The organism is Pseudomonas sp. JAI111 (assembly GCF_024809425.1).
Classification (GTDB): Bacteria; Pseudomonadota; Gammaproteobacteria; order Pseudomonadales; family Pseudomonadaceae; genus Aquipseudomonas.
Genome location: NZ_JANUCB010000019.1, coordinates 15886 through 35907, shown reverse-complemented (window position 1 = coordinate 35907; position 20022 = coordinate 15886). Strand labels below are relative to the sequence as shown.

Sequence of the window (20022 nt, the reverse complement as noted above, 5' to 3'; positions counted from 1 at the left end):
TTCATCTGGGGGCATCGCCTCCGGTCTGCTTCGCGACGACCTCCTCTCGATGTGTGCGGCTTCGCCGCACGGCGCTACGCGCCTGCCCCCCAGATGAACGCCTCCACTCAGCCTGCCGAAGGGGCGGGTAGATCAAAAGCCAGATCAAGATCGAAAGCTGCAGGCGAGCTACCGCTCGGCCTGTTGAGTGGTTAGGGGCGGGGCGTTTACGCCAACGCATTTTGGGGGGGGCTGGACGGGCGTAACGTCGTCAGTTGAAAAAGCGCAGCCCTGTCAATCGTTACCATTCGTCCGTAATGGTCGTTGACCTGTAAGTTCTGACAGTAGCCGGTGTTCGCGATTCGGTGTGTGATAGGCGTGCCCAAGGAATCAGATCAATCACGCACAGGGAACGAGTGATGAATAGTCAACCTGCCGAACTGGTCCCCGACGACTTGCCGCCTCCGCGCATTCGGGAAAACCTGGTCTGCGGCCTACTGAACTCTGTGGAGGTCAGGTACAGCTGCAGAGTTGTCATGGAATACCCGATTGAACCCGGTGACAGGGTCTGCGTGACCTGGGCAGGCGCGCCGGGGGCCGGGTCATATACCTCGGCGTTTTTCTCGGTGGATGGGTTGCGGCCTTTGGAGGTCGGGATTGGCGGCGCGTTGCTGGTGATCTTTAATCAGGGAATGACGGTGGCGCTGAGCTACACCGTGAAACGAGGCACTTCGGAACCTGTGACTTCGCAGCCGCTGATTTTGTACGTGCTGCCTGTCACGCAAAACGATTTGCCCAGACCTTTAATTACGCAGGCGCCGGACTTTGGCGAAGGCTTGGTCCTTGATGTCAGGGCCCTGACTGAGTTCACCTTGCGGATAAACTCATGGGCTCTGCAAACCCGAGACCAGTATTTCTGGTTGCGTCTCAGAGGCGTGAATGCCGACGGTAGCGATTTCAATGAGGTGTACTGGCGTCCGCCGGGCAACGTTGTCGGTCAGTCATTCAGCAAGGGCTTCTATGCGCAAAACTACCCCGCCGTCTCGCTGAAGGGGCTCATGGATCGCAGCACGCTGACCCTGGAGTTCAAGGCAGGCCTGCAAGGAAGCCAGGATGAGGCCGTTGCCCAGAGGTTTGCGCATCGCAACTACATCGTCAGAACAACTGCATCGATAACGCCCGAACCACCGAAAATCTTGTCGGTGAAAAATCCGCTCGGTCAGGACATTGCTGATGGTGGGAATACCAAGTATTCCACTGTGACGGTACATGGCAATGCGAAAGCTGAAGAAGTGGAAATCTATAACGGGGAAATTTACCAAGGCACGGCCAATGTCGTTGCCGGTAGTTGGCAGCATCAAGTGACGGGGCTGATTGATGGTCCACACGTGTTGACGGCCATTGTTGTTGACGGTGATGGGGAGAAGTCCAATCGATGGACGATCAACGTGGAGTTGCAGGATCGAACTCTGTCGATCAAAGAAGCGTTCGATAATGTCAACCTGGAGCCGCTGGCGGCTACAGGCAGTTTGACCGCTGTCGTTAATGACTTGGAAGTCGGCGACAGTGTCACGGTGACGTGGACAGCCGCGGCGGGTACCCCTTCCGCCGGTACGCACACAACAAACCCGGTTATCGCTGGCGCGACTCGCCGATTGGAAATTTCGCTGCCCGTGCCATTGGTGGCGTTTAGCGTCGATAAAAGAGTGGTAGTTACCTTCACTTACACACGCGGAACATCGCTTCCGGTGACCTCACAACCGTTTCCCCTTAACGTGCTGGCGATCCCGTCAACCGCGCTCACTGCTCCGGTGATTACCCAGGCGAACGGTACAGACCAACTGGATCTGAAAGACGTCAAGGAAGGGGCAACTCTTAAGTTTGGTGGCTGGCCGCATATCGCCTTCAGACAGCGGATCTGGCTGGATCTGGAAGGCGAGAACGCCAGCGGTGGCAGTGAAAATCGCAGCATGTGGATGGGAGCGCGCAATTCGGTTCATCAAAATTGGGTCACGACCGATGGCCACAGCATTACGATTGCATATAGCTATCTGAGGCTATTGGCTGTCGGCAGCAAATTGTTCATTCGCTTCAGGGTCAATCTGGATCAGGTCCCGGATCCCGCGACGGAGATGGTCTTTGATGTCCGTGAATATCTTGTTCGGTCCACTGCTTAAGCAGGACCAGCATCACGCCTGACGTTTCGATGCGTTGAAAGAACGGTCTCGGTAGAGGCCGTTTTTTGTGCCTGGCAGAAAGTTTCCAGCAATGAAGATTCCCTGTGCGAGCTTGCTCGTGAAAGCGGCATGACATTCAACATTGATGTCGCCTGACCCACAGCTATCGCGAGCAAGCTCGCTCCCACAAGGATCTTCGGTGGATTGCAGGTTGGAGCACACCGCAAAAAGAGCACGTACATCCAATTTTTTCCGCCCCCGCAACGGCACTATCGAATGATGTTCCGGCGCTTGGATGCCGGTGGTTTTCATTTGTGCAGGTAGCCCATGAACACTTCGCAATGGGATCAACGGGCCCAGGATTTCGGGTTGCTTTTTCTGCGGGTCAGCGGCGGATTGTTTCTGCTGTGGGTGCACGGTTTGCCCAAGCTGCTTAACTACAGTGCGCAGTTGCAGGTCATCGAAGACCCTTTCCACCTCGGCGCGAATGTCACGCTGATGCTGGCGATTTTTGCCGAGGTGTTGTGTCCGCTGTTGATCATTGTCGGGGTGTTGGTGCGGTTGGCGTGCCTGCCGATTCTGTGTGTTCTGTTGATCGCTCTGTTGGTCGTGCATCCCCAGTGGAGCCTCGATGAAGGGCAGTTCGGCTGGCTGCTGCTGATTCTGTTCACCAGTCTTTTCATCGCCGGGCCGGGACGGCTGGCGCTCAATGTCCGATTCGCCGGAGCTTTGCGTTATGCCTGAATCCAACCGTTTCGAAGAAGTCGTGACCCTGGTCATCAAGCATCGGGTCAAGGCCGGTTTTGAAGTGCCTTACGAAGCCTGGTTGCGCAACATTGTCAGCATCGCGGGGCAGCAGGACGGGCATTTGGGTGTGGACGTGATGCGCGGCAGAAGCGCCGGGCTCGACATGTACACCTGCGTGCTGCGCTTTTGCTCGACCGAGGCGATGCAGCGCTGGCTCGATTCGCCACAGCGACTGGAGCTGGTCAACGAAGCCGCGCCGATGCTCGCCGACGGCGACCAGACCGAAGTCAATCCGGTCAAGGAATTCTGGTTCGCCCCGCAAGCCGATACCGCGTCGTCGCCACCTCCGCGCTGGAAGCAGGCCGTGGTCACGTTGCTGGTGATTCTGCCGCACACGTTGCTGGTGCCGCTGCTCTGGGGCCCGCTGCTGCGACTCAACGCATTGCTGTCCAATTACGTGGTCGCGACGTTCCTGATCACGCTGACCATCGTTGTCTCGGTGGTGTACCTGTTCATGCCAATGGCCACACGCTTGTTCGCGCCTTGGCTGTCTTCTTCCACTCAGCCAAAGGAAACGCGATGAACGCCGATCTGATTTTATTCAATGGCCAATTTCATACCGTTGACCGTGAAAACCCACGCGCCAGCGCTGTTGCTATCAGCGATGGTCGCTTCGTTGCGGTTGGTACCGATGCCCAGGCCATGGCCTTGCGCGGGTCGGGTACGCAGGTCATCGACCTCAAGGGTCGCTGCGTCATCCCTGGCCTCAACGACTCGCACTTGCACCTGATCCGTGGCGGTTTGAACTACAACCTCGAATTGCGCTGGGAAGGCGTGCCGTCGTTGGTCGATGCCCTGCGCATGCTCAAGGATCAGGCTGACCGTACGCCGACGCCGCAATGGGTACGCGTGGTCGGTGGCTGGAACGAATTCCAGTTCGCTGAAAAGCGCATGCCGACCCTGGAAGAACTCAACCAGGCCGCGCCGGACACCCCGGTGTTCGTCCTGCACCTCTACGACCGCGCCTTGCTCAACCGCGCTGCCTTGCGCGTGGCCGGCTACACCCGTGATACGCCGAACCCGCCGGGCGGCGAGATTGTCCGGGATGCCAATGGCAACCCGACCGGCATGCTGGTCGCACGTCCGAACGCGATGATTCTTTACTCGACGCTGGCCAAGGGGCCGAAGCTGCCGCTGGAATATCAGGTCAACTCGACCCGCCAATTCATGCGCGAGCTAAATCGTCTGGGCCTGACCAGTGCGATCGATGCCGGGGGTGGTTTCCAGAATTATCCGGACGATTACCAGGTGATCGAGCAGTTGGCCAAGGACCAGCAGCTGACCATTCGCATCGCTTACAACCTGTTCACGCAGAAGCCGAAAGAAGAGCTGACCGATTTCAAGAACTGGACCAGCAGCGTGACCCTGCACCAGGGCGACGATTTCCTGCGGCACAACGGCGCCGGGGAAATGCTGGTGTTTTCGGCGGCGGATTTCGAGGACTTCCTCGAGCCGCGCCCGGACCTGCCGCAAACCATGGAAGACGAGCTGGAACCAGTGGTCCGCCACCTGGTTGAGCAACGCTGGCCGTTCCGTTTGCACGCCACCTACAACGAATCCATCAGCCGCATGCTCGACGTGTTCGAGAAGGTCAATCGCGACATTCCGTTCAACGGTTTGCCGTGGTTCTTCGACCATGCTGAAACCATCACGCCACAGAACATCGAGCGGGTGAGGGCGCTGGGCGGTGGTATCGCGATTCAGGACCGGATGGCGTTCCAGGGCGAGTATTTCGTCGAGCGTTATGGCGCCAAAGCCGCTGAAGCGACCCCGCCGATCAAGCGCATGCTGGCCGAAGGCGTGCCGGTCGGCGCCGGCACCGATGCGACCCGGGTGTCCAGCTACAATCCATGGACTTCGCTGTACTGGATGGTCAGCGGCCGCACAGTGGGCGGGCTTGAGCTGCATGCCGAGGGCTTGTCCCGGCAGACCGCGCTGGAACTGTTCACCCACGGCAGCGCCTGGTTCTCTTCCGAGCAGGGCAAGAAAGGCCAGATCAAGGTCGGCCAACTGGCGGACGTGGCTGCGTTGAGTGCGGACTTTTTCAGCGTCGACGAAGAAGCGATCAAGTGGATCGAATCGGTGTTGACCGTGGTCGGCGGCAAGGTGGTGTACGCCGCCGGTGATTTCGAAAAACTCGGGCCGGCCAGCGTGCCGGTGCTGCCGGACTGGTCACCGGTGGTGAAAGTGCCAGGACACTGGCGGCCGACCTCGCCGATGCAGGCGCAGGTTCACCATTGCAGCGGGCCGTGCGGCGTGCATGCCCACAGCCATGACAAAGCGCGCCTGTCGAACGCGCCGGTCAGTGATTTTGCGGGTTTCTGGGGCGCCTTTGGCTGCTCGTGCTTCGCGTTCTGACTCTCAGGAAAAAGCGCCGATGGACTGCATCGGCGCATCACGTAACACCCATCCATCGAGGAGCTTCACATGAGCAACGTTCCGTACAAACGCCTGAACAAAGACGATGCCGTAGTCCTGTTGGTCGACCACCAGACCGGCCTGATCTCGCTGGTCCAGGATTTCTCGCCGAACGAATTCAAGAACAACGTGCTGGCCCTCGGGGACCTGGCCAAGTTCTTCAAACTGCCAACCATCCTCACCACCAGCTTTGAAAATGGCCCTAACGGTCCGATGGTGCCTGAGCTCAAGGAGCTGTTCCCGGACGCGCCGTACATCCCGCGTCCAGGCCAGATCAACGCCTGGGACAACGAAGATTTCGTCAAAGCCGTGAAAGCCACTGGCCGTAAGCAATTGATCATCGCCGGTGTGGTCACTGACGTGTGTGTGACGTTCCCGACGCTGTCGGCGTTGGCCGAAGGCTTTGAGGTGTTTGTGGTGACTGACGCTTCGGGCACGTTCAACGAAACCGTGCAGCAAGCCGCTTGGGCGCGTATGTCTGCTGCGGGTGCGCAACTGGTGAACTGGTTCTCGGTGGCTTGCGAGCTGCAAGGCGACTGGCGCAACGATATGGAAGGCTTGGCGAACTTGCTGTCGCCGCGTATTCCAAACTATCGCAACCTGATGAACAGCTACTCGGTGTTGACTTCGAAGTAAGTTTCGCTGGTTGAAAAGGTTGGGGTGGGGACATATCCGTTTCTGCGGTAACGGCGGCTTAGGGTTCCGCCCTGACGGCGGGTCACTTGGAAAAGCCCCAAGTAACCAAGGGCTCTTGCCCCTGACGTTCGGTGCCTCGCCAAGGCTCGGCATGCCCTCGCTCCGGTCCTGCTCCGTGGGCCCGCCGCCATCGGCCATCCATGGCCGGAGGCGGCTACCGCGGCATCCTTGCCGCGGTGCCCACTGCGCAGAACCTCCACTCGGCCTCACGAGGGGGCGTGCAGTGCCAAAGCAAAGCGAGGCGGCCTACCGGCCGGCCTGTTTGCTCAACGCTTGCGCGTCCTGATCGTTCCCATGCTCCGCGTGGGAATGCATCCCGTGACGCTCTGCGTCACCATTGCGCAAGACTCAAGCCTGGTGTCGACAGCGGAACGCAGAGCGTCCCCGGCAGCATTCCCACGCGGAGCATGGGAACGATCAACAGCAACAACATCGCGAGCAGGCTCACTCCTACATAAAGCAAATCGGCGCGCAGCTTTTGCTCCTCACCACTCATCAGGCCGAGCGTTAGCTCGCCTTCCGCTTTTGATTTTGATCTTGATCTGCCCCATCGGAAGGCCGAACGCAGGTTCTGCGCAGTGGGCAACCCGGCATGGATGCCGGGTTAGCCGCCCCCGGCCATGGATGGCCGATGGCGGCGGGCCCACGGAGCAGGACCGGAGTGAGGGAATGCCGAGCCTAGGCGAGGCACCGTACGTCAGGGGCGCTAGCGTTTGGTTACTTGGCGCTTCTCCAAGTGACCCGCCGTCAGGGCGGAACCAATAGCCGCGGTTACCCCAAAAACGGATATGTACCCAACCCCAACCCCAACCCAACATGACCGTCTAACCCGTCACACAGGCTGACGTTTCTGCAGCCAACTCAGAAACCCGCTTTTCTTGATCGGCGCCGGTTTGGCCAGCAACGCCAACCGACTGTTTTGCGTACGCACCGCTTGCAACTTGTTCAGCGCCCGACCCACTTCAACCCGTTGCTCCATGCACTGGCGAGTCAGCGACTTGTCGATCCGGTAAATGATGCAGGACGTCAACGTTGTAAAGGTCGCCTCCGACGGCGTATCGGTAAGGATGCTTTGTTCGCCCATCACTTCACTGGGCCCCATGCGCCCAGCTTCGGTTTGCACGGTGCCGTCCGGCACAGTGGCGCTGACCACGCCCGTGGCGATCACCATCAGACTGTCCGGCACGTCGCCCAATGCCAATACCACCTGGCCTGCGGCGTACTGCTGCGGGACCATCGACTGGGCCATTTGGTCACGCTCATCCTCGCTCAGGGACCGGAAGATTTTCACTTCATCAAGCAACGCGCGCGCGCGAGTCGTCGGCTCAATCACGCCATCGAGCTGCCGGGAAATTCCCGCCGCTTCCAGGTGCCGATGGGCCAGGTCGAACAGTTGGTTGCGCACCTCGCCCTTTTTCCCAATCTCGGTGATAAAGCCGCTGGCCACGTATTCGGACATGGTTTCGCCGGCTTCCTTGAGCACCGCTTTCGGGGGGGGGTTGAGCAGCAAGCTGCTGCTGCCCTGCAATGTGCGCTCCAGTGCATCCAGCACCCGACGCGGGCGAATGTGGTTGGGGACCTGAATACTGATCGACACGCCGTGCATGTTGACGGGTCGACTCAGGTTGACGATTTTCGCCTTCGCTGCCACTGAGTTCGGCACTACCGCCGTGCTGCCGGCACTGGTCAGCAGGTGAGTCGCGCGCCAGTCGATGTCGAGCACTTTGCCTTCAACGCCATCGATCTTGATCCAGTCATCGACCTGATACGGCTTGGTGGTGTTGAGCACGATCCCGGAAAACACATCGCTCAAGGTGCTTTGCAGCGCCAGACCGACAACGATGGCCACCACCCCGGACGTCGCCAGCAATCCTTTGACCGGCAGTTCCAGCACATAACCGGCCGCCGCCACGATGGCGACCAGAAACACCAGTGCGCCGATGACATCCTGCAGCAATCGACCGCTGTGACCGATGCGACGCATCAGCACCAGGCCGATGACTTCAGTGAGCACCCGTGCCGCGTACAACCACCAGAGAATCCCCAGCGCCGTGGCGCCCAGTTGAACCACGCGGTCCTCGGCAAACTGCGGCGCCAGTAACGGGCTGACGCCGGCGTTGATCACCAGTGCGCTGAACATCACGAACAGCGCCAGCCGCACACCGACCCGGGTGACGCGATGCTTGAACGGCGCGAGTTGCCAGAGCACCGCGTCGATCACCAGCAGCAGGGCGCTCCAGGACAGCAAATGAGCAAGGACAAAGGACATGGGGAAACTCCGTTTTCAAAAGGCAGACGGGAAAAAAAAAGCCTGCACGAGGGCAGGCTTTTTGGCAGTGCTTACTTCAGATGAGTCTTGAGTTCCAGTGCCGCCTGACGTACCGCCGCTTTCACTTCCGGAATCTGGCTCAGCGGATTGAGCAGGCCGAAGTCGTGAATCATGCCGTTGTAGCGCACCGCCGTGACCGGCACGCCGGCGGCGTCGAGGTGGCGGGCATAGGCTTCGCCTTCGTCACGCAACACGTCGAACTCGGCCGTTTGCACCAGCGCGGCGGGCAGGCCTTTGAGCTGCTCGGCGCTGGCTTGCAACGGCGAGGCATGGATCTGCGCACGCTCGGCCTGGTCGGTGGTGTAGTTGTCCCAGAACCAATTCATCATGCCTTTGGTGAGGAAGTGGCCCTCGGCAAATTGCTGGTACGAACCGCTGTCGAACTGCGCGTTGGTCACTGGCCACATCAACAGCTGGAAGCGCAGCGCCGGGGTTTTTTGTTCCTTGGCCATCAAGGCCACGACAGCCGCCATGTTGCCGCCGACGCTGTTGCCCGCCACTGCCAGGCGCTTGCCGTCGACGCCGATGTCCTTGCCGTGCTCGGCCACCCAACGGGTCGCGGCGTAGGCCTGGTTGATCGCGGTCGGGTAGTGCGCTTCCGGCGACGGGGTGTAATCGACATACACCGCGACCGCGCCGGAGCCGACCACCAGGTCGTGGATCAGGCGCTGGTGAGTCGGGTAATCGCCCAACACCCAACCGCCACCGTGGAAGAACATGAACACCGGCAATTCACCTTTGACCTTGGCCGGCCGCACGATTTTCAGGTTGATGGTTTGTCCATCGACTTTGATAGCGCGGTCGCTGACGTCCACCCCCGACAGATCAACCTTCACCGAGTTTTGCGCACCGGTCAGAACCGCACGGGCATCGACAGGGCTCAGTTGTTCAAGCGGCTTGCCACCGCCAGCCGCCAGGGCTTCGAGGAAGGCTTGGGTAGTGTGTTCGACACCCGGGCTGCCAGCGGCAAAAGCGTTGCCGATGGAGAGGGCGAGGAGGGATGCGGTCAGGGTTTTTTTGACGATGTTCATGGGGTAAATCCTTTTTAAGTTTTTCGACGTTGAGTACCTAAGGGTCAGGTTGCTGCCGGCTCTGTCGTTCAGGCCTCAGCAACACCGTGGACACAGATTAATGGGGTGCCGAAAAAGGAAAAAGCGGCTATAAAGTGTTTGACTGTCAACCAGGGCGCGACAATGAACCCGTTCGAAGATATGCGTATTTTTTGCCAGGTCATGGACTCCGGCAGCTTCACCTCGGCAGCCGATCAATTGGGGCTGTCCAAGCAGTTCGTCAGCCGCCGCTTGATGCAACTTGAAGAGCGGCTGGGCGTGCGCTTGCTCAACCGTTCCACCCGGCGGCTGGACGTCACGCCACTGGGGCAGAGTTATTACGAGTCGGCCTTGCGCCTGCTTGGCGAAGTCGAGCAAGTGGAGCAGGGCATCGCCGGCCAGACCACCGAGCCGCGCGGGACCATTCGCGTGAGCGCACCGTTGTCGTTTGCACTGGCGCATCTGGGGTGTTTATTGCCGTTGTTTTTGCAGCGCTATCGCGACGTCACCGTGGAGGTGGACTTGAGCGACCGCCCGGTGGATTTGCTTGGCGAGGGTTACGACCTGGCGCTGCGCATCGGCACCCTGGAAGACTCGACGTTGATTGCGCGCCGCATCGCCGCAATCCAGCGCGTGTATTGCGCCAGCCCGGCTTACCTGGCCGAGCGCGGCACGCCGCTCAAACCGGAAGACTTGCACAGCCATGATTGCCTGCCCTACGGCCACGGTCGACAGGTGCAATGGCGTTTCGAAGGGCAGGGCAAGCCGCTGACGGTCAACGTGACTGGCAGGATGCGCGTCAACAACGGCGAATTGCTCAGGGATGCGGCGGTGGCCGGGATGGGGGTTACCTACCTGCCGACGTTCATTGTCGGCTCGGCGCTGAAGGATGGCCGGTTGGTGCCGGTGCTGGACGAGTTTCGTCCACCGCCACTGACGCTATCGGCGGTGTACCCGCAGCATCGCCAGAGTTCGCGACCGGTGCAGGCGCTGATCGAGTTTTTACGCGAGCGGCTGGATCAGCCTGCGGGCGGGTTGTAGAGCCGAACACAATTCCACTGTGGGAGCGACGGTGCGACGATTCGACTTGCCCGCGATAGCGGAGTGTCAGTCGAAATCAATATTGACTGATGCACCGCCTTCGCGAGCAAGTCGAATCGTCGCACCGTCGCTCCCACAGGGTTTTGTAGTGATTTTCGATCAGTGGTTATCAGGTCCTTTTGTCATCGCCTGGTTCACCGGCACGATGAACACCATGGTCATCACCGACTTCACCGGCGCGATGAACACCGTGGTCATCACTGACTTCACCGGCGCGATGAACACCGTGGTCATCACCGATTTCACCGGCGCGATGAACACCGTGGTCATCACCGATTTCACCGGCACGATGGACACCGTGGTCATCACCGACTTCCCCAGCGCGATGTACGCCGTGGTCATCACCCATTTCACCTGAGCGATGAGCGCCGTGATCGTCGCCCGCTTCGGAGTGAGAGCCGCTGCGCCCGGATGAGGCCGAGTCGCCGGAGTGTCCCGAGCCATGGTCGCTGCCGCTGTGACCGCTGCCGCTATTGCCGCCGCTGCCACTGTTGCCGCCACTGCCGCTTCCACCGTGACCGCCGCCATTACCGCCGCCACCGCTTCCACCACTGCCGCCGCCACCGCCATTACCACCACCACCTCCGCCGGATCCGCCGCCACCACCGCCAGAGCCGCCACCGCCACCACCAGAGCCACCGCCACCACCTCCAGAGCCACCGCCGCCTCCGCCGCCACTACCACCTTCCTTGGCCTGAACACTCGACACACCGGACAGACTGTCCGGTATCAATACCGTAGACGCCGACAGAACTGCGCCAATAGCTACTGCAAGTAAAAGCTTGTTGATGTGCATGTCGTTCTCCGTCTTTTTATTCAGGTTGGAACGTTGATGAACAATGCAACGTGCTGCTCGATTCATAGGGTGAACACCACAGCTCGCCGATTAATTCAGTTGCACCTTGGATGAGCGATGAACGGTACAACTCAACCCCGTTCCAGAGGGTCAGTGAATACTTGAGGCCAGCTCGAAAATCGGGATGTACATCAGGATCACGATGACTCCGATCAGCAGGCCGATGAAGGTCATGAGCAAGGGTTCGAACAGGCGCACGAACCATTCGATCCAGCGGCTGATTTCCTCGTCGTAGAAGTCGGCGCTGCGCTCCATCATCTGGCCGAGGTTGCCGGACTGTTCGCCCGCACGTAGCAGGCGCAGGGACACCGGGGTCACCAGGTGATTGAGTTCCAGCGCGGTGGACAGTGACTGCCCCTCGCGTACCCGCTCGCAGGCCTGGTCCAGGCGTGCGCGGGAGGCGACGGTGAGCAGGCCACGGACCATGCCCATGGCGGTGACGAGGGGGATGCCGCCCTGCAACAAAATTCCCAGCGAGCGATAGAAACGCGCCAGTTCGTACATGAAGATGCGCTGATGGACCGCCGGGAGTTTTTCGATCACCCGGTCCACGCCCCGACGAAAGGCCGGTTGGCGCTGGAGGAAGGCGAGGGCGACGATGATTGCCAGCAAGGCGCCGAAGAATTCACCCTGGTGCGCGTGCAGGAACATCCCGCTGCTCATCAGCACTTGCGACAGCCACGGCAGGTTCGACCCCAGGCCTTCGAACACCAGGCTGAAGCGCGGCACCACGTAGCCCATCAAAAACAACACCACGCCACCGCCCACCACCAGCAACAGCAGCGGGTAGATCGACGCGCTGATGATTTTTTGCCGAACTTCGTCCATGCGCTGGCGATAGCTGACATAGCGGCCCAGGGCATCGCCCACGGCACCGGTTTTCTCGCTGGACTGCACCAGCGCCACATACAACGGCGGGAACACCGCCGACAACTGCGCCAAGGCCTGGGAGAACGATTTGCCTTCATAAAGCAGGCGCACCAGTTCACTCAAGGTTTTGCGGGCCTGTGGCGCGGTTTCTTTTTCCGCCAGGCTTTCCAGTGCATCGATCAGCGGCAGGCCCGCGTTGAGCAGCGTGGTCAATTCCTGGCTGAACAACACCAGGTTAAAGGTCTCGCGCTTCTGCAACCGCAACGCGCGCCAGTGTCGCTCGGCGTGCAGGCTGACCACTCGCAAGCCCTGGTCTTCGACGATGCGCCGGGCTTCACTGTGGCCGGGTGCCTCGACGGTCATCGAGACCACACCGGCCTTGCCCACGGCCTTGAGATGAAAGCGCATGGTCGCCTCTCCCGTCACTGCCAGCTGGTAATTTCGGCGTTTTCGCCTTCGCCGCCGGGTTGGCCGTCCTTGCCCAAGGACAGCAAGTCGTACTCGCCGTTTTCACCGGGGTAGCGGTAGGTGTAGCTACGGCCCCACGGATCCAGCGGCAATTTTTTCTGCAAGTAAGGGCCGGTCCAATGGGGTTCATCGCTGGGCGCGGTGATCAGCGCCTGCAAACCCTGTTCGGTCGACGGGTAATGGCCGACCTCCAGACGGTAAAGATCCAGGGCTTTGCCCAGGCCTTCGATTTGCGCCTTGGCCACCTTCACTTCGGAGCGGCCCAGCTGGGCGAAATACTTCGGCGCGACGATGCCGGCCAACAGCCCCAGCACCACCAGCACCACCAACAGTTCGAGCAGGGTGAACCCGCTTTGAGTACGCGGGGCGGAACGCAAACGCTGATTCATGATGACCTCACACAGTCGGCAGAAGGGTCGCCATGCAGGCCTATGCAATTGCCATGCTCACCCCCACCCATCCTTGTGAAAGCCCCGTATTACGGGGCTTTGCGCTTTCGGCACAGTGCTTGCGTATGGCTGGTTCACTACCGGCCATTGGGGCAATACCCCCATTTTTCGGGGCCGGGCAGGGGAGGAAAAATAATGAAAACACTCACCACAGGGCTGCTCGGCTGCTTGCTGCTGACCAGCGTCGTCCAGGCCGATGTGTTCGTTTCCGTGGACGCCAAGGGCAGCTACGTGCTGTCCAACGTTCACCGTCCCGGCCGCACGTATGAGCGGGTCATTCACGAGCCGGAAAAGGCGCTGGTCAGCCTTGATCAGCAGCCCCAGATGATTGCCCGGCAGCCCTATGCCGAACTGGTTTCGGCGGCCGCCACGGCCAATGAATTGCCGGCGGCGCTGCTGCACGCAGTGATCCGCGAAGAGTCGCGCTACAACTCGGATGCGACGTCCCCCAAAGGCGCCGGTGGGCTGATGCAGTTGATGCCTGAGACCGCCCGGGAAATGGGGGTCAAGAATGTCTACGACCCGAAAGCCAACATCCAGGGCGGCGCCAAATACCTCAAGCGCCTGATGACCCTGTTCGACAACGACATCGCCCTCGCCGTGGCGGCCTACAACGCCGGGCCGCAAGCGGTGCTCAGCCGTGGCGGGGTGATCCCGCCGTTCGCCGAAACCCAGCGTTACGTGCCCAGCGTGCTGCGCCAATACCGCCGCCTGCAAGGCCTGGCGGTGGACGCGCCGTTGTGATCGGCAGGCTTGGGGACGTTCCCCCAATGTTGGGGCAACAGGGACCGGGCCGAAAAGTGGGGAATAAATGGGGAATATCCCCCTAGTTATCAAGTCGTTGCGCTAAGTAGCTGAAATACAAACAAATTATTTATGGCATGCGGTTTGCTCAAGGGGATTTGTCGAGATTTTCCCTGTGAGCACCCACAGCGAGGCCCGTGATCATGACCGGCATACCCCACGCTCATCACCTGCTTAACCTGCTGCTGTTTCTAGCGCCGATATTTGGCATCGAGATGGCAGAAGCCGCCGCACGCTGCGAGCGTAATCTGGTGGCCAACATCGTGGCGCTGGACCAGCCGTTGATGTTCAACCGCCTCGGTGCGCAGAACGCCAACGGCATGATGTTCGCCCTGCGGCGTGACGTGGTCGACGACCACAATATGTCCCTGGCCCAGGGCGGCGCAGCAGTGCCGGGCAAAGTCTCGCTGCGGCCCGACAAGCGTCCGCGTCCTTTGGTGTTGCGGGTGGCTGCCGGTGACTGCCTGACCATCAACCTGCAAAACCTGCTGGCGTACCAGGCCAATCCTGGCGGCCACGAAATCGCCGATGGCGGGGTCGAGGGCGAAATCGAAGTCGGCAATGTCGACCACTTTAAAGTCGATGAGCAAGTCACTGACCGGCATGTCGGCTTCCAGGTCAACGGCATGCAAGCGGTCAACAGCATCGATGACATCGCCTCGTACACCGGGCGCAATGCCAATTCATTGATCGCTCCCGGCGGCACCCGTTCCTATACCTTGTACGCCGAGCGCGAAGGCGCGTTCGCGGCCAGCAGCCGTGGCGCGACCTTCGGTGGTGAAGGCGATGCGGGCAACGTTGCCAACGGCCTGTTCGGCCAGGTGGTGGTCGTGCCCAAGGGCGGGCGCACCTATCGCAACACCGTCACCGAAGAAGAGATGCGCCTGGCCAGTGTCGGGCGCACACCCGCCGGTCAGCCGATCGTCGATTACCAGGCGCGCTACCCGCAGCGCCAACCATGGATCGGTGAAGGCAAGGCCGGCACGCCGATCATCAGCATGGTCGACGGCAATGAAATCATCTCCAGCGAGAGCGACGCGATTGTGATGGGCAGCAATGCCGATGGCAGCTTCCCGCCATCGACCTATCCGCTGGAAGCCATCGGCAAACGCAACCCGGCGATCCCCAACCGCCTGGAGCCGTTCCGTGATTTCGCTTCGCAGTTCCAGGATGAAACGGCTGCCACCCAGGCATTCCCCGCTTACTGGGCGGACCCGGTCATGGCCCACGTGCTGGAGCCGACCCGCGATGCGTTCATGATCAACTATGGCTCCGGCGGCATGGGCGCCGAGGTACTCGCCAACCGCTTGGGCGTGGGGCCGATGCACGATTGCCTGTCCTGCGCCTATGAAGAGTTCTTCCTCAGCTCGCACACCGTGGGCGACGTCGCGATGCTGGTTGACGTGCCGGCCAACGCCGGTCTGGAAGGCATTCTTCCCGGAGAAACACCGCGCGCCGATCAGGTCGGGGTCAAGGCGACCATGGCGCTGTATCCATCCGAGCCGTCCAACGTCAACCACAGCTACATCGGCGATTTCGTCAAATTCCGCAACACCCACAACGGCCACGAGCAGCACATCTTCCACCTGCACGGCCATCAGTGGCTGTTCAATCCCAACGACGACAATTCCGACTATGTCGACGCCCAAGGCATCGGCCCGGGTGCCGGCTACACCTATGAAATCGCCAACGGCGGTTCAGGCAACCGCAACCGCGTTGCCGGCGATGCGATCTACCACTGCCACTTCTATCCGCATTTTGCCCAGGGCATGTGGAGCATGTGGCGGGTTCACGATGTCTTCGAGGAAGGCACCAAGCTTGAAGTCTCGCAACAGGGCGCCGACGGTTTCCACAGCGAACCTTATGCCCTGCGCAGCGGGAAACCGGCCGCCGGCGCCCGGGCCTTGCCCGATGGCGAAATCGTTGCCGGTACGCCGATTCCTGCGGTCGTGCCGCTGCCGGGCAAAGCGATGGCGCCGATGCCAGGCAAAGTCGCGGTGGTGCCGAAAATCGGCGAAACCCTGGTCGCCGGTGGCGATGACGATGAAGCGGATGACGACGGCGAACACCACGGCGGCAGCGGCGGCGCTCAAGCCATCGGTTCCCTGGCGCTGGTGGATCGCAGCGAAGCCAATCGCAATGCCGACGGCAGCCTGAAAAACCCGGGCTATCCATTCTGGATCGGCGGCATGGAAACGTCGGTCGGCCAACGCCCGCCAACGCCTCCGCTGGACATGCTCGACGCTGCCAAGGCGCAGGCGCTGAAAAGCAGCGGCAATGCCTTGTGGGCCAATCTCGATCCGGTGCAATCCGGTGGTTGGGACGGCGGCCTGGGGCGTCATTCGCTGGACGGTTTTTCCTCCGGTGGCCAGGCGCACACCGTGACCACGTCCCTGGATTTCTCCAAGGAAGTGACCCGCGCCAAGCCGCTTTACGTGCCTGAAGAAGGCACCGAAGTCGAACAGGCGGCCATGGCGTTCCACGCCAAAAAGGACCACCCAAGTTTCGCCGTGCTGCCGGGCAACCAAGTGGTGGCGCGCAACTTCCGCACCAACGGTGCGTTGCCGATGGCCGGCGCGCCGTACTACGAACCGTGCATGGACGATCGGCAAAAACGGTTGACCAGCAGTGCCGGAACCGGCGAGTTCAATAGTGGCGAGCGTGTCGACGGCATGTCCTACAGCGGCTCGTCGACGTTCACCGCCGACCGGCCGCGCATCTACAAAGCCGCGAACATCCAGTTCGACGCGGTCTACAACAAGGTCGGCTACCACTTCCCGCAAGCGCGCATTCTGGCGCTGTGGGAAGACGCCTGGCCGGTGATCACCAAGCAGCGTCCGCCAGAGCCGCTGGTGATGCGCATGAACACCTTCGACTGCGTGCAGTACCAGCAAACCAACCTGGTGCCAGCCGTCTATGAAATGGACGACTATCAAGTGCGCACACCGACCGACGTGATCGGTCAGCACATCCACCTGCCGAAATGGGACCTGACGGCCGCCGACGGTTCGGCCAACGGCTGGAACTACGAAGACGGCGTGCTTTCCCCGGGTGCCGTGCAAGAACGCATTCACGCCATTCGCGAGTTCAACCAGTGCCAAGGCACCGATCCGCGTGACGGCACGCCGGCCTGTCCGCAAGCCAAGAGCCATCCGTACTTCGGCCAGTTTGGCCGCGCCGATTGGCTTGGCGCGCGCACCGCGATGCAACGCTGGTTTGTCGATCCGGTGGTGAACAGCAAAGGCGTCGACCGCGGCCTGGGCACCATTTTCACCCACGACCACCTCGGCCCATCGACTCACCAACAGATTGGCCTGTACGCCACCGTGCTGGCTGAACCGGCCGGTTCGACCTGGTTCCACGCCGAAACCGGCGAGCCGTTGTACAGCGGCGCACGGCAGGACGGCGGGCCGACGTCGTGGCAAGCGGTGGTGTCCACCGGAGATCTGGACGGCGACGGCAAGAACGACAGCTTCCGTGAGTTCTTCCTCGAATACAGTGACTTCCAGCACGCCTATGAAGCCGGGGTGTACGTCGGCGCCGGCCCTAACGGCGTGCCTAACGCGCAAGCCTTCCCGGCCACCGCGGACAGCTTCCGCTACGCGATCAACCCGCCGGTGCGCAGAGAAGCCGAGACCCTGCTTGAGCAGGTGGTCGAGGCGCGTGGTGGACTGACGCCCGGTTGTCCAAGCCGGCCGTGCCCACAAGCCATCTCGATCGATGACCCTGGCATGTTCGTGGTCAATTACCGCAACGAACCGCTGGCCCTGCGGGTGTACGACCCGAACAAGGTCGGCCCGGACGGCAAGCGTGGCATGCAGGCCGATGGCCTGGGCGGTGACCTGGCGTACGCCATGCAAAGCCGCACCGACCGCGCGATCCCGGCGATGAACCTGGCGCCGAACCTGATCACCGCCGCCACCGGCCCAACCGGCGGCACCACGCTGTTCCCGCCGCACATCAACCGTGGTGGCGCGGAACCGGGTGACCCGTTCACCCCGATGCTACGCACCTACACCGGTGACAATGTGCGGCTGCGGGTACATGCCGGCGGTCACGAAGAAGAGCACAACGTGACCCTGCATGGCGTGAAATGGCTGCAAAGCGGTTCCGGTTACGGCAACAGCTCCAACTCCGGCTGGCGCTCTTCGCAAATGATCGGGATCTCCGAGCAGATGGGCTTCATTGCGCCGGTTTCGATGATGTCCAGTGCAGCGGCGACCACGGGCGATTACCTGTACTCGATGGACGCTTCGCTGGAAGGCTACTGGAGCGGGATCTGGGGCGTGATGCGCAACTACACCGCGCAACGCAGCGACCTGTTCGCGCTGCCGAACAACCCGAAACCGGCGGGTGTGCGCAACACCGTGGCGTTTGACGGCGTCTGCCCACGGATCAGCGCCAACCCGAATGGCATCGGCACCCGGCCGACGGTGCAACGCAACTATGAAGTGGTTGCCGCGCTGGCCAATGACATCCTCGGCAATCCGTTGAACCTGTCCATGGCCGACCCGGCCGGGATCGGCCAACACGTCGGCGGGTCGTTGAATGCAGCGGGTGGCACCTTGGTGTACAACTCGCGGGCCGTGAATATTCCTCAGGTCACGGTCAGTGATCCCCAGGACGGGACGACGTTTACCATCGGTGGGCAAAGCGGTCCGCTGCATGACCCGACCGCGATCCTGTATGTGCGCAAGTCAGACCTCGATCCGGTCACCGGCAAGCTCAAACCCGGTGTGCCTGTCGAACCGCTGGTGCTGCGCGCGACGGCGGGTGACTGCATCAACATCACCCTGGAAAACCGCCTGCCCAGCGTGATGCCGGACCTGACCCAGACCGCGACGGTGATGGGCATGGTCAAGCGCGATCGCAACGATGGCGAGGGCTCAACCACCTTCAGCAACAACCTGATGCGGCCGTCCAGCACCGTGGGCCTGCATGCACAATTGCTGGCGTACGACATCACCAAATCCGACGGCACCAACGTCGGCACCAACCCGATCCAGACCGTGCCGCCACGGGTGGGTAACACCGGGGCATACCCGACCCGGACCTATCAGTACTACGCCGGGCACCTGGAGCGTGAAGGCAAACCGATCTCGCAGCTGGGCCGCAGCGTCGACAACATCAACGCCACGGCCGTGGAGTTCGGCGGGTTGAATTTCACCCCGGCGGACGTGATCAAGCAGCCGCAAAAAGGCCTCGGGGGTGCGATGAGCATCCTGCCGATCGGCGCTACCTGGGTCGATGATGCGCGCAAAGTCTCGGCGACCGTCACCGCCCCCGGGCAAACCACCTACCGCGATTTTGCGATGGTCTGGCAGAAGGCGCTGAACATGCGCTGGGCCAACGGTCGTCCGGTGGAAGGCATTGCCTCGGAAGCTGGTGTGCCGACGGATCCGCAGGACAACTCGAGCATGGCCATCAACTACAAGACCGAGCCGATGTGGTTCCGCTTCGGCCTGCCACCGGATGCGCCATTCGGTCACGCCGACGGCCATGGTTACGGCGATGTTCCCAACGCGCACATGGCCTTCAGCAACGCGCTGGTGGGCGGCGATCCACAAACGCCGGTGCTGTATGTGAAACCGGGGCAACCGTTCCGCACCCACATCCTGATGCCGACCGGTGGCAGCCGTGGTTCGACCTTCCAGCTCGATGGTCACGTCTGGTCGGTGAACCCGTTCCAGTCGGAGAAGAGCGATACCGGTGGTTATCCAATGGCCACCCCTGGCGTGGGGTCGGTGCGCTTCGGCTACAACCCGATGTCGATGTACATCGGCGCCCACGAAAGCATCCTGCCGGCGGCGCACTTCAGCTTCATGCATCCCAGCGCCGGCGGCAGCAACGCCATACCGGGCGACTACCTGTTCCGCGACTACGGCGCGTACGGCAACACGGCAGGGCTTTGGGGATTGTTGCGGGTGACCAACGAGCCTGAACCGGCGCCGGCGCCGTAAGACGAGGGAGCAACACGGTTTTTGTGGGAGCGAGCTTGCTCGCGATGAAGTCACCTCGG

General features: G+C 61.3%; 14 protein-coding genes. 8 read left to right on the top strand and 6 right to left on the bottom strand.

Features of this window, described 5'->3' with window-relative positions:
- The first annotated feature begins 515 nt into the window (after window positions 1-515).
- Window positions 516-2156 carry a hypothetical protein gene (locus tag HNR03_RS31660; protein ID WP_259158399.1) on the top strand — a complete coding sequence of 547 codons (1641 nt, stop codon included), beginning with the start codon at window positions 516-518 and terminating at the stop codon, window positions 2154-2156.
- 12 nt (window positions 2157-2168) lie between these two features.
- Here the strand turns inward: HNR03_RS31660 and HNR03_RS31655 are convergent, their stop codons facing one another.
- The gene (locus tag HNR03_RS31655; protein WP_259158397.1) at window positions 2169-2468 is read right to left on the bottom strand and encodes a hypothetical protein; all 300 of its coding nucleotides are present in this window, start codon (window positions 2466-2468) and stop codon (window positions 2169-2171) included.
- Between the two features lie 15 nt (window positions 2469-2483).
- On the opposite strand from HNR03_RS31655, the gene HNR03_RS31650 reads away from it, so the two are divergent.
- From HNR03_RS31650 to ycaC, 4 genes are all read left to right on the top strand, one after another.
- Window positions 2484-2900 (top strand): DoxX family protein, encoded by a 417-nt coding sequence (locus tag HNR03_RS31650; RefSeq protein WP_259158395.1) that lies wholly within the window; start codon window positions 2484-2486, stop codon window positions 2898-2900.
- On the top strand, window positions 2893-3486 hold the full coding sequence (locus HNR03_RS31645) for an antibiotic biosynthesis monooxygenase (protein WP_259158393.1): 594 nt from the start codon (window positions 2893-2895) through the stop codon (window positions 3484-3486). Before HNR03_RS31650 ends, HNR03_RS31645 begins: the two co-directional genes overlap by 8 nt.
- On the top strand, window positions 3483-5321 hold the full coding sequence (locus HNR03_RS31640; protein ID WP_222585896.1) for an amidohydrolase: 1839 nt from the start codon (window positions 3483-3485) through the stop codon (window positions 5319-5321). Before HNR03_RS31645 ends, HNR03_RS31640 begins: the two co-directional genes overlap by 4 nt.
- A 69-nt stretch (window positions 5322-5390) precedes the next feature.
- Window positions 5391-6017 (top strand): isochorismate family cysteine hydrolase YcaC, encoded by a 627-nt coding sequence (ycaC, locus tag HNR03_RS31635; protein ID WP_222585897.1) that lies wholly within the window; start codon window positions 5391-5393, stop codon window positions 6015-6017.
- An 892-nt stretch (window positions 6018-6909) separates the two neighbouring features.
- Here ycaC and HNR03_RS31630 read toward each other — a convergent pair.
- The gene (locus tag HNR03_RS31630; protein ID WP_259158388.1) at window positions 6910-8346 is read right to left on the bottom strand and encodes a mechanosensitive ion channel family protein; all 1437 of its coding nucleotides are present in this window, start codon (window positions 8344-8346) and stop codon (window positions 6910-6912) included.
- A gap of 71 nt (window positions 8347-8417) precedes the next feature.
- On the bottom strand, window positions 8418-9437 hold the full coding sequence (locus tag HNR03_RS31625; protein WP_259158386.1) for an alpha/beta hydrolase: 1020 nt from the start codon (window positions 9435-9437) through the stop codon (window positions 8418-8420).
- Between the two features lie 162 nt (window positions 9438-9599).
- On the opposite strand from HNR03_RS31625, the gene HNR03_RS31620 reads away from it, so the two are divergent.
- The gene (locus HNR03_RS31620; protein ID WP_259158383.1) at window positions 9600-10496 is read left to right on the top strand and encodes a LysR family transcriptional regulator; all 897 of its coding nucleotides are present in this window, start codon (window positions 9600-9602) and stop codon (window positions 10494-10496) included.
- A 169-nt stretch (window positions 10497-10665) separates the two neighbouring features.
- Here the strand turns inward: HNR03_RS31620 and HNR03_RS31775 are convergent, their stop codons facing one another.
- The 3 genes from HNR03_RS31775 to gspG form a co-directional block, all read right to left on the bottom strand.
- Complete coding sequence (locus HNR03_RS31775) at window positions 10666-11352, bottom strand: hypothetical protein (RefSeq protein ID WP_310504723.1); 687 nt, start codon at window positions 11350-11352, stop codon at window positions 10666-10668.
- 150 nt (window positions 11353-11502) lie between these two features.
- Window positions 11503-12690 carry a type II secretion system F family protein gene (locus HNR03_RS31610; protein WP_222585902.1) on the bottom strand — a complete coding sequence of 396 codons (1188 nt, stop codon included), beginning with the start codon at window positions 12688-12690 and terminating at the stop codon, window positions 11503-11505.
- Window positions 12691-12704: 14 nt separating this feature from the next.
- The gene (gene gspG / locus HNR03_RS31605) at window positions 12705-13139 is read right to left on the bottom strand and encodes a type II secretion system major pseudopilin GspG (RefSeq protein WP_259158380.1); all 435 of its coding nucleotides are present in this window, start codon (window positions 13137-13139) and stop codon (window positions 12705-12707) included.
- A 195-nt stretch (window positions 13140-13334) separates the two neighbouring features.
- On the opposite strand from gspG, the gene HNR03_RS31600 reads away from it, so the two are divergent.
- Window positions 13335-13943, top strand: coding sequence for a lytic transglycosylase domain-containing protein (locus HNR03_RS31600; RefSeq protein WP_090182668.1), 609 nt, complete (start codon window positions 13335-13337; stop codon window positions 13941-13943).
- Between the two features lie 203 nt (window positions 13944-14146).
- A complete protein-coding gene (gene mnxG, locus HNR03_RS31595; RefSeq protein ID WP_259158376.1) occupies window positions 14147-19963 on the top strand; it encodes a manganese-oxidizing multicopper oxidase MnxG in 5817 nt (1938 codons plus the stop codon).
- Window positions 19964-20022: the final 59 nt, after the last annotated feature.

What these genes read in the sequence shown, in the direction of transcription:
- HNR03_RS31660 (WP_259158399.1), top strand. Translation starts at nt 516, where the DNA reads ATGGAATACCCGATTGAACCCGGTGACAGGGTCTGCGTGACCTGGGCA.
- HNR03_RS31655 (WP_259158397.1), bottom strand. Translation starts at nt 2,468, where the DNA reads ATGAAAACCACCGGCATCCAAGCGCCGGAACATCATTCGATAGTGCCG.
- HNR03_RS31650 (WP_259158395.1), top strand. Translation starts at nt 2,484, where the DNA reads ATGAACACTTCGCAATGGGATCAACGGGCCCAGGATTTCGGGTTGCTT.
- HNR03_RS31645 (WP_259158393.1), top strand. Translation starts at nt 2,893, where the DNA reads ATGCCTGAATCCAACCGTTTCGAAGAAGTCGTGACCCTGGTCATCAAG.
- HNR03_RS31640 (WP_222585896.1), top strand. Translation starts at nt 3,483, where the DNA reads ATGAACGCCGATCTGATTTTATTCAATGGCCAATTTCATACCGTTGAC.
- ycaC (WP_222585897.1), top strand. Translation starts at nt 5,391, where the DNA reads ATGAGCAACGTTCCGTACAAACGCCTGAACAAAGACGATGCCGTAGTC.
- HNR03_RS31630 (WP_259158388.1), bottom strand. Translation starts at nt 8,346, where the DNA reads ATGTCCTTTGTCCTTGCTCATTTGCTGTCCTGGAGCGCCCTGCTGCTG.
- HNR03_RS31625 (WP_259158386.1), bottom strand. Translation starts at nt 9,437, where the DNA reads ATGAACATCGTCAAAAAAACCCTGACCGCATCCCTCCTCGCCCTCTCC.
- HNR03_RS31620 (WP_259158383.1), top strand. Translation starts at nt 9,600, where the DNA reads ATGAACCCGTTCGAAGATATGCGTATTTTTTGCCAGGTCATGGACTCC.
- HNR03_RS31775 (WP_310504723.1), bottom strand. Translation starts at nt 11,352, where the DNA reads ATGCACATCAACAAGCTTTTACTTGCAGTAGCTATTGGCGCAGTTCTG.
- HNR03_RS31610 (WP_222585902.1), bottom strand. Translation starts at nt 12,690, where the DNA reads ATGCGCTTTCATCTCAAGGCCGTGGGCAAGGCCGGTGTGGTCTCGATG.
- gspG (WP_259158380.1), bottom strand. Translation starts at nt 13,139, where the DNA reads ATGAATCAGCGTTTGCGTTCCGCCCCGCGTACTCAAAGCGGGTTCACC.
- HNR03_RS31600 (WP_090182668.1), top strand. Translation starts at nt 13,335, where the DNA reads ATGAAAACACTCACCACAGGGCTGCTCGGCTGCTTGCTGCTGACCAGC.
- mnxG (WP_259158376.1), top strand. Translation starts at nt 14,147, where the DNA reads ATGACCGGCATACCCCACGCTCATCACCTGCTTAACCTGCTGCTGTTT.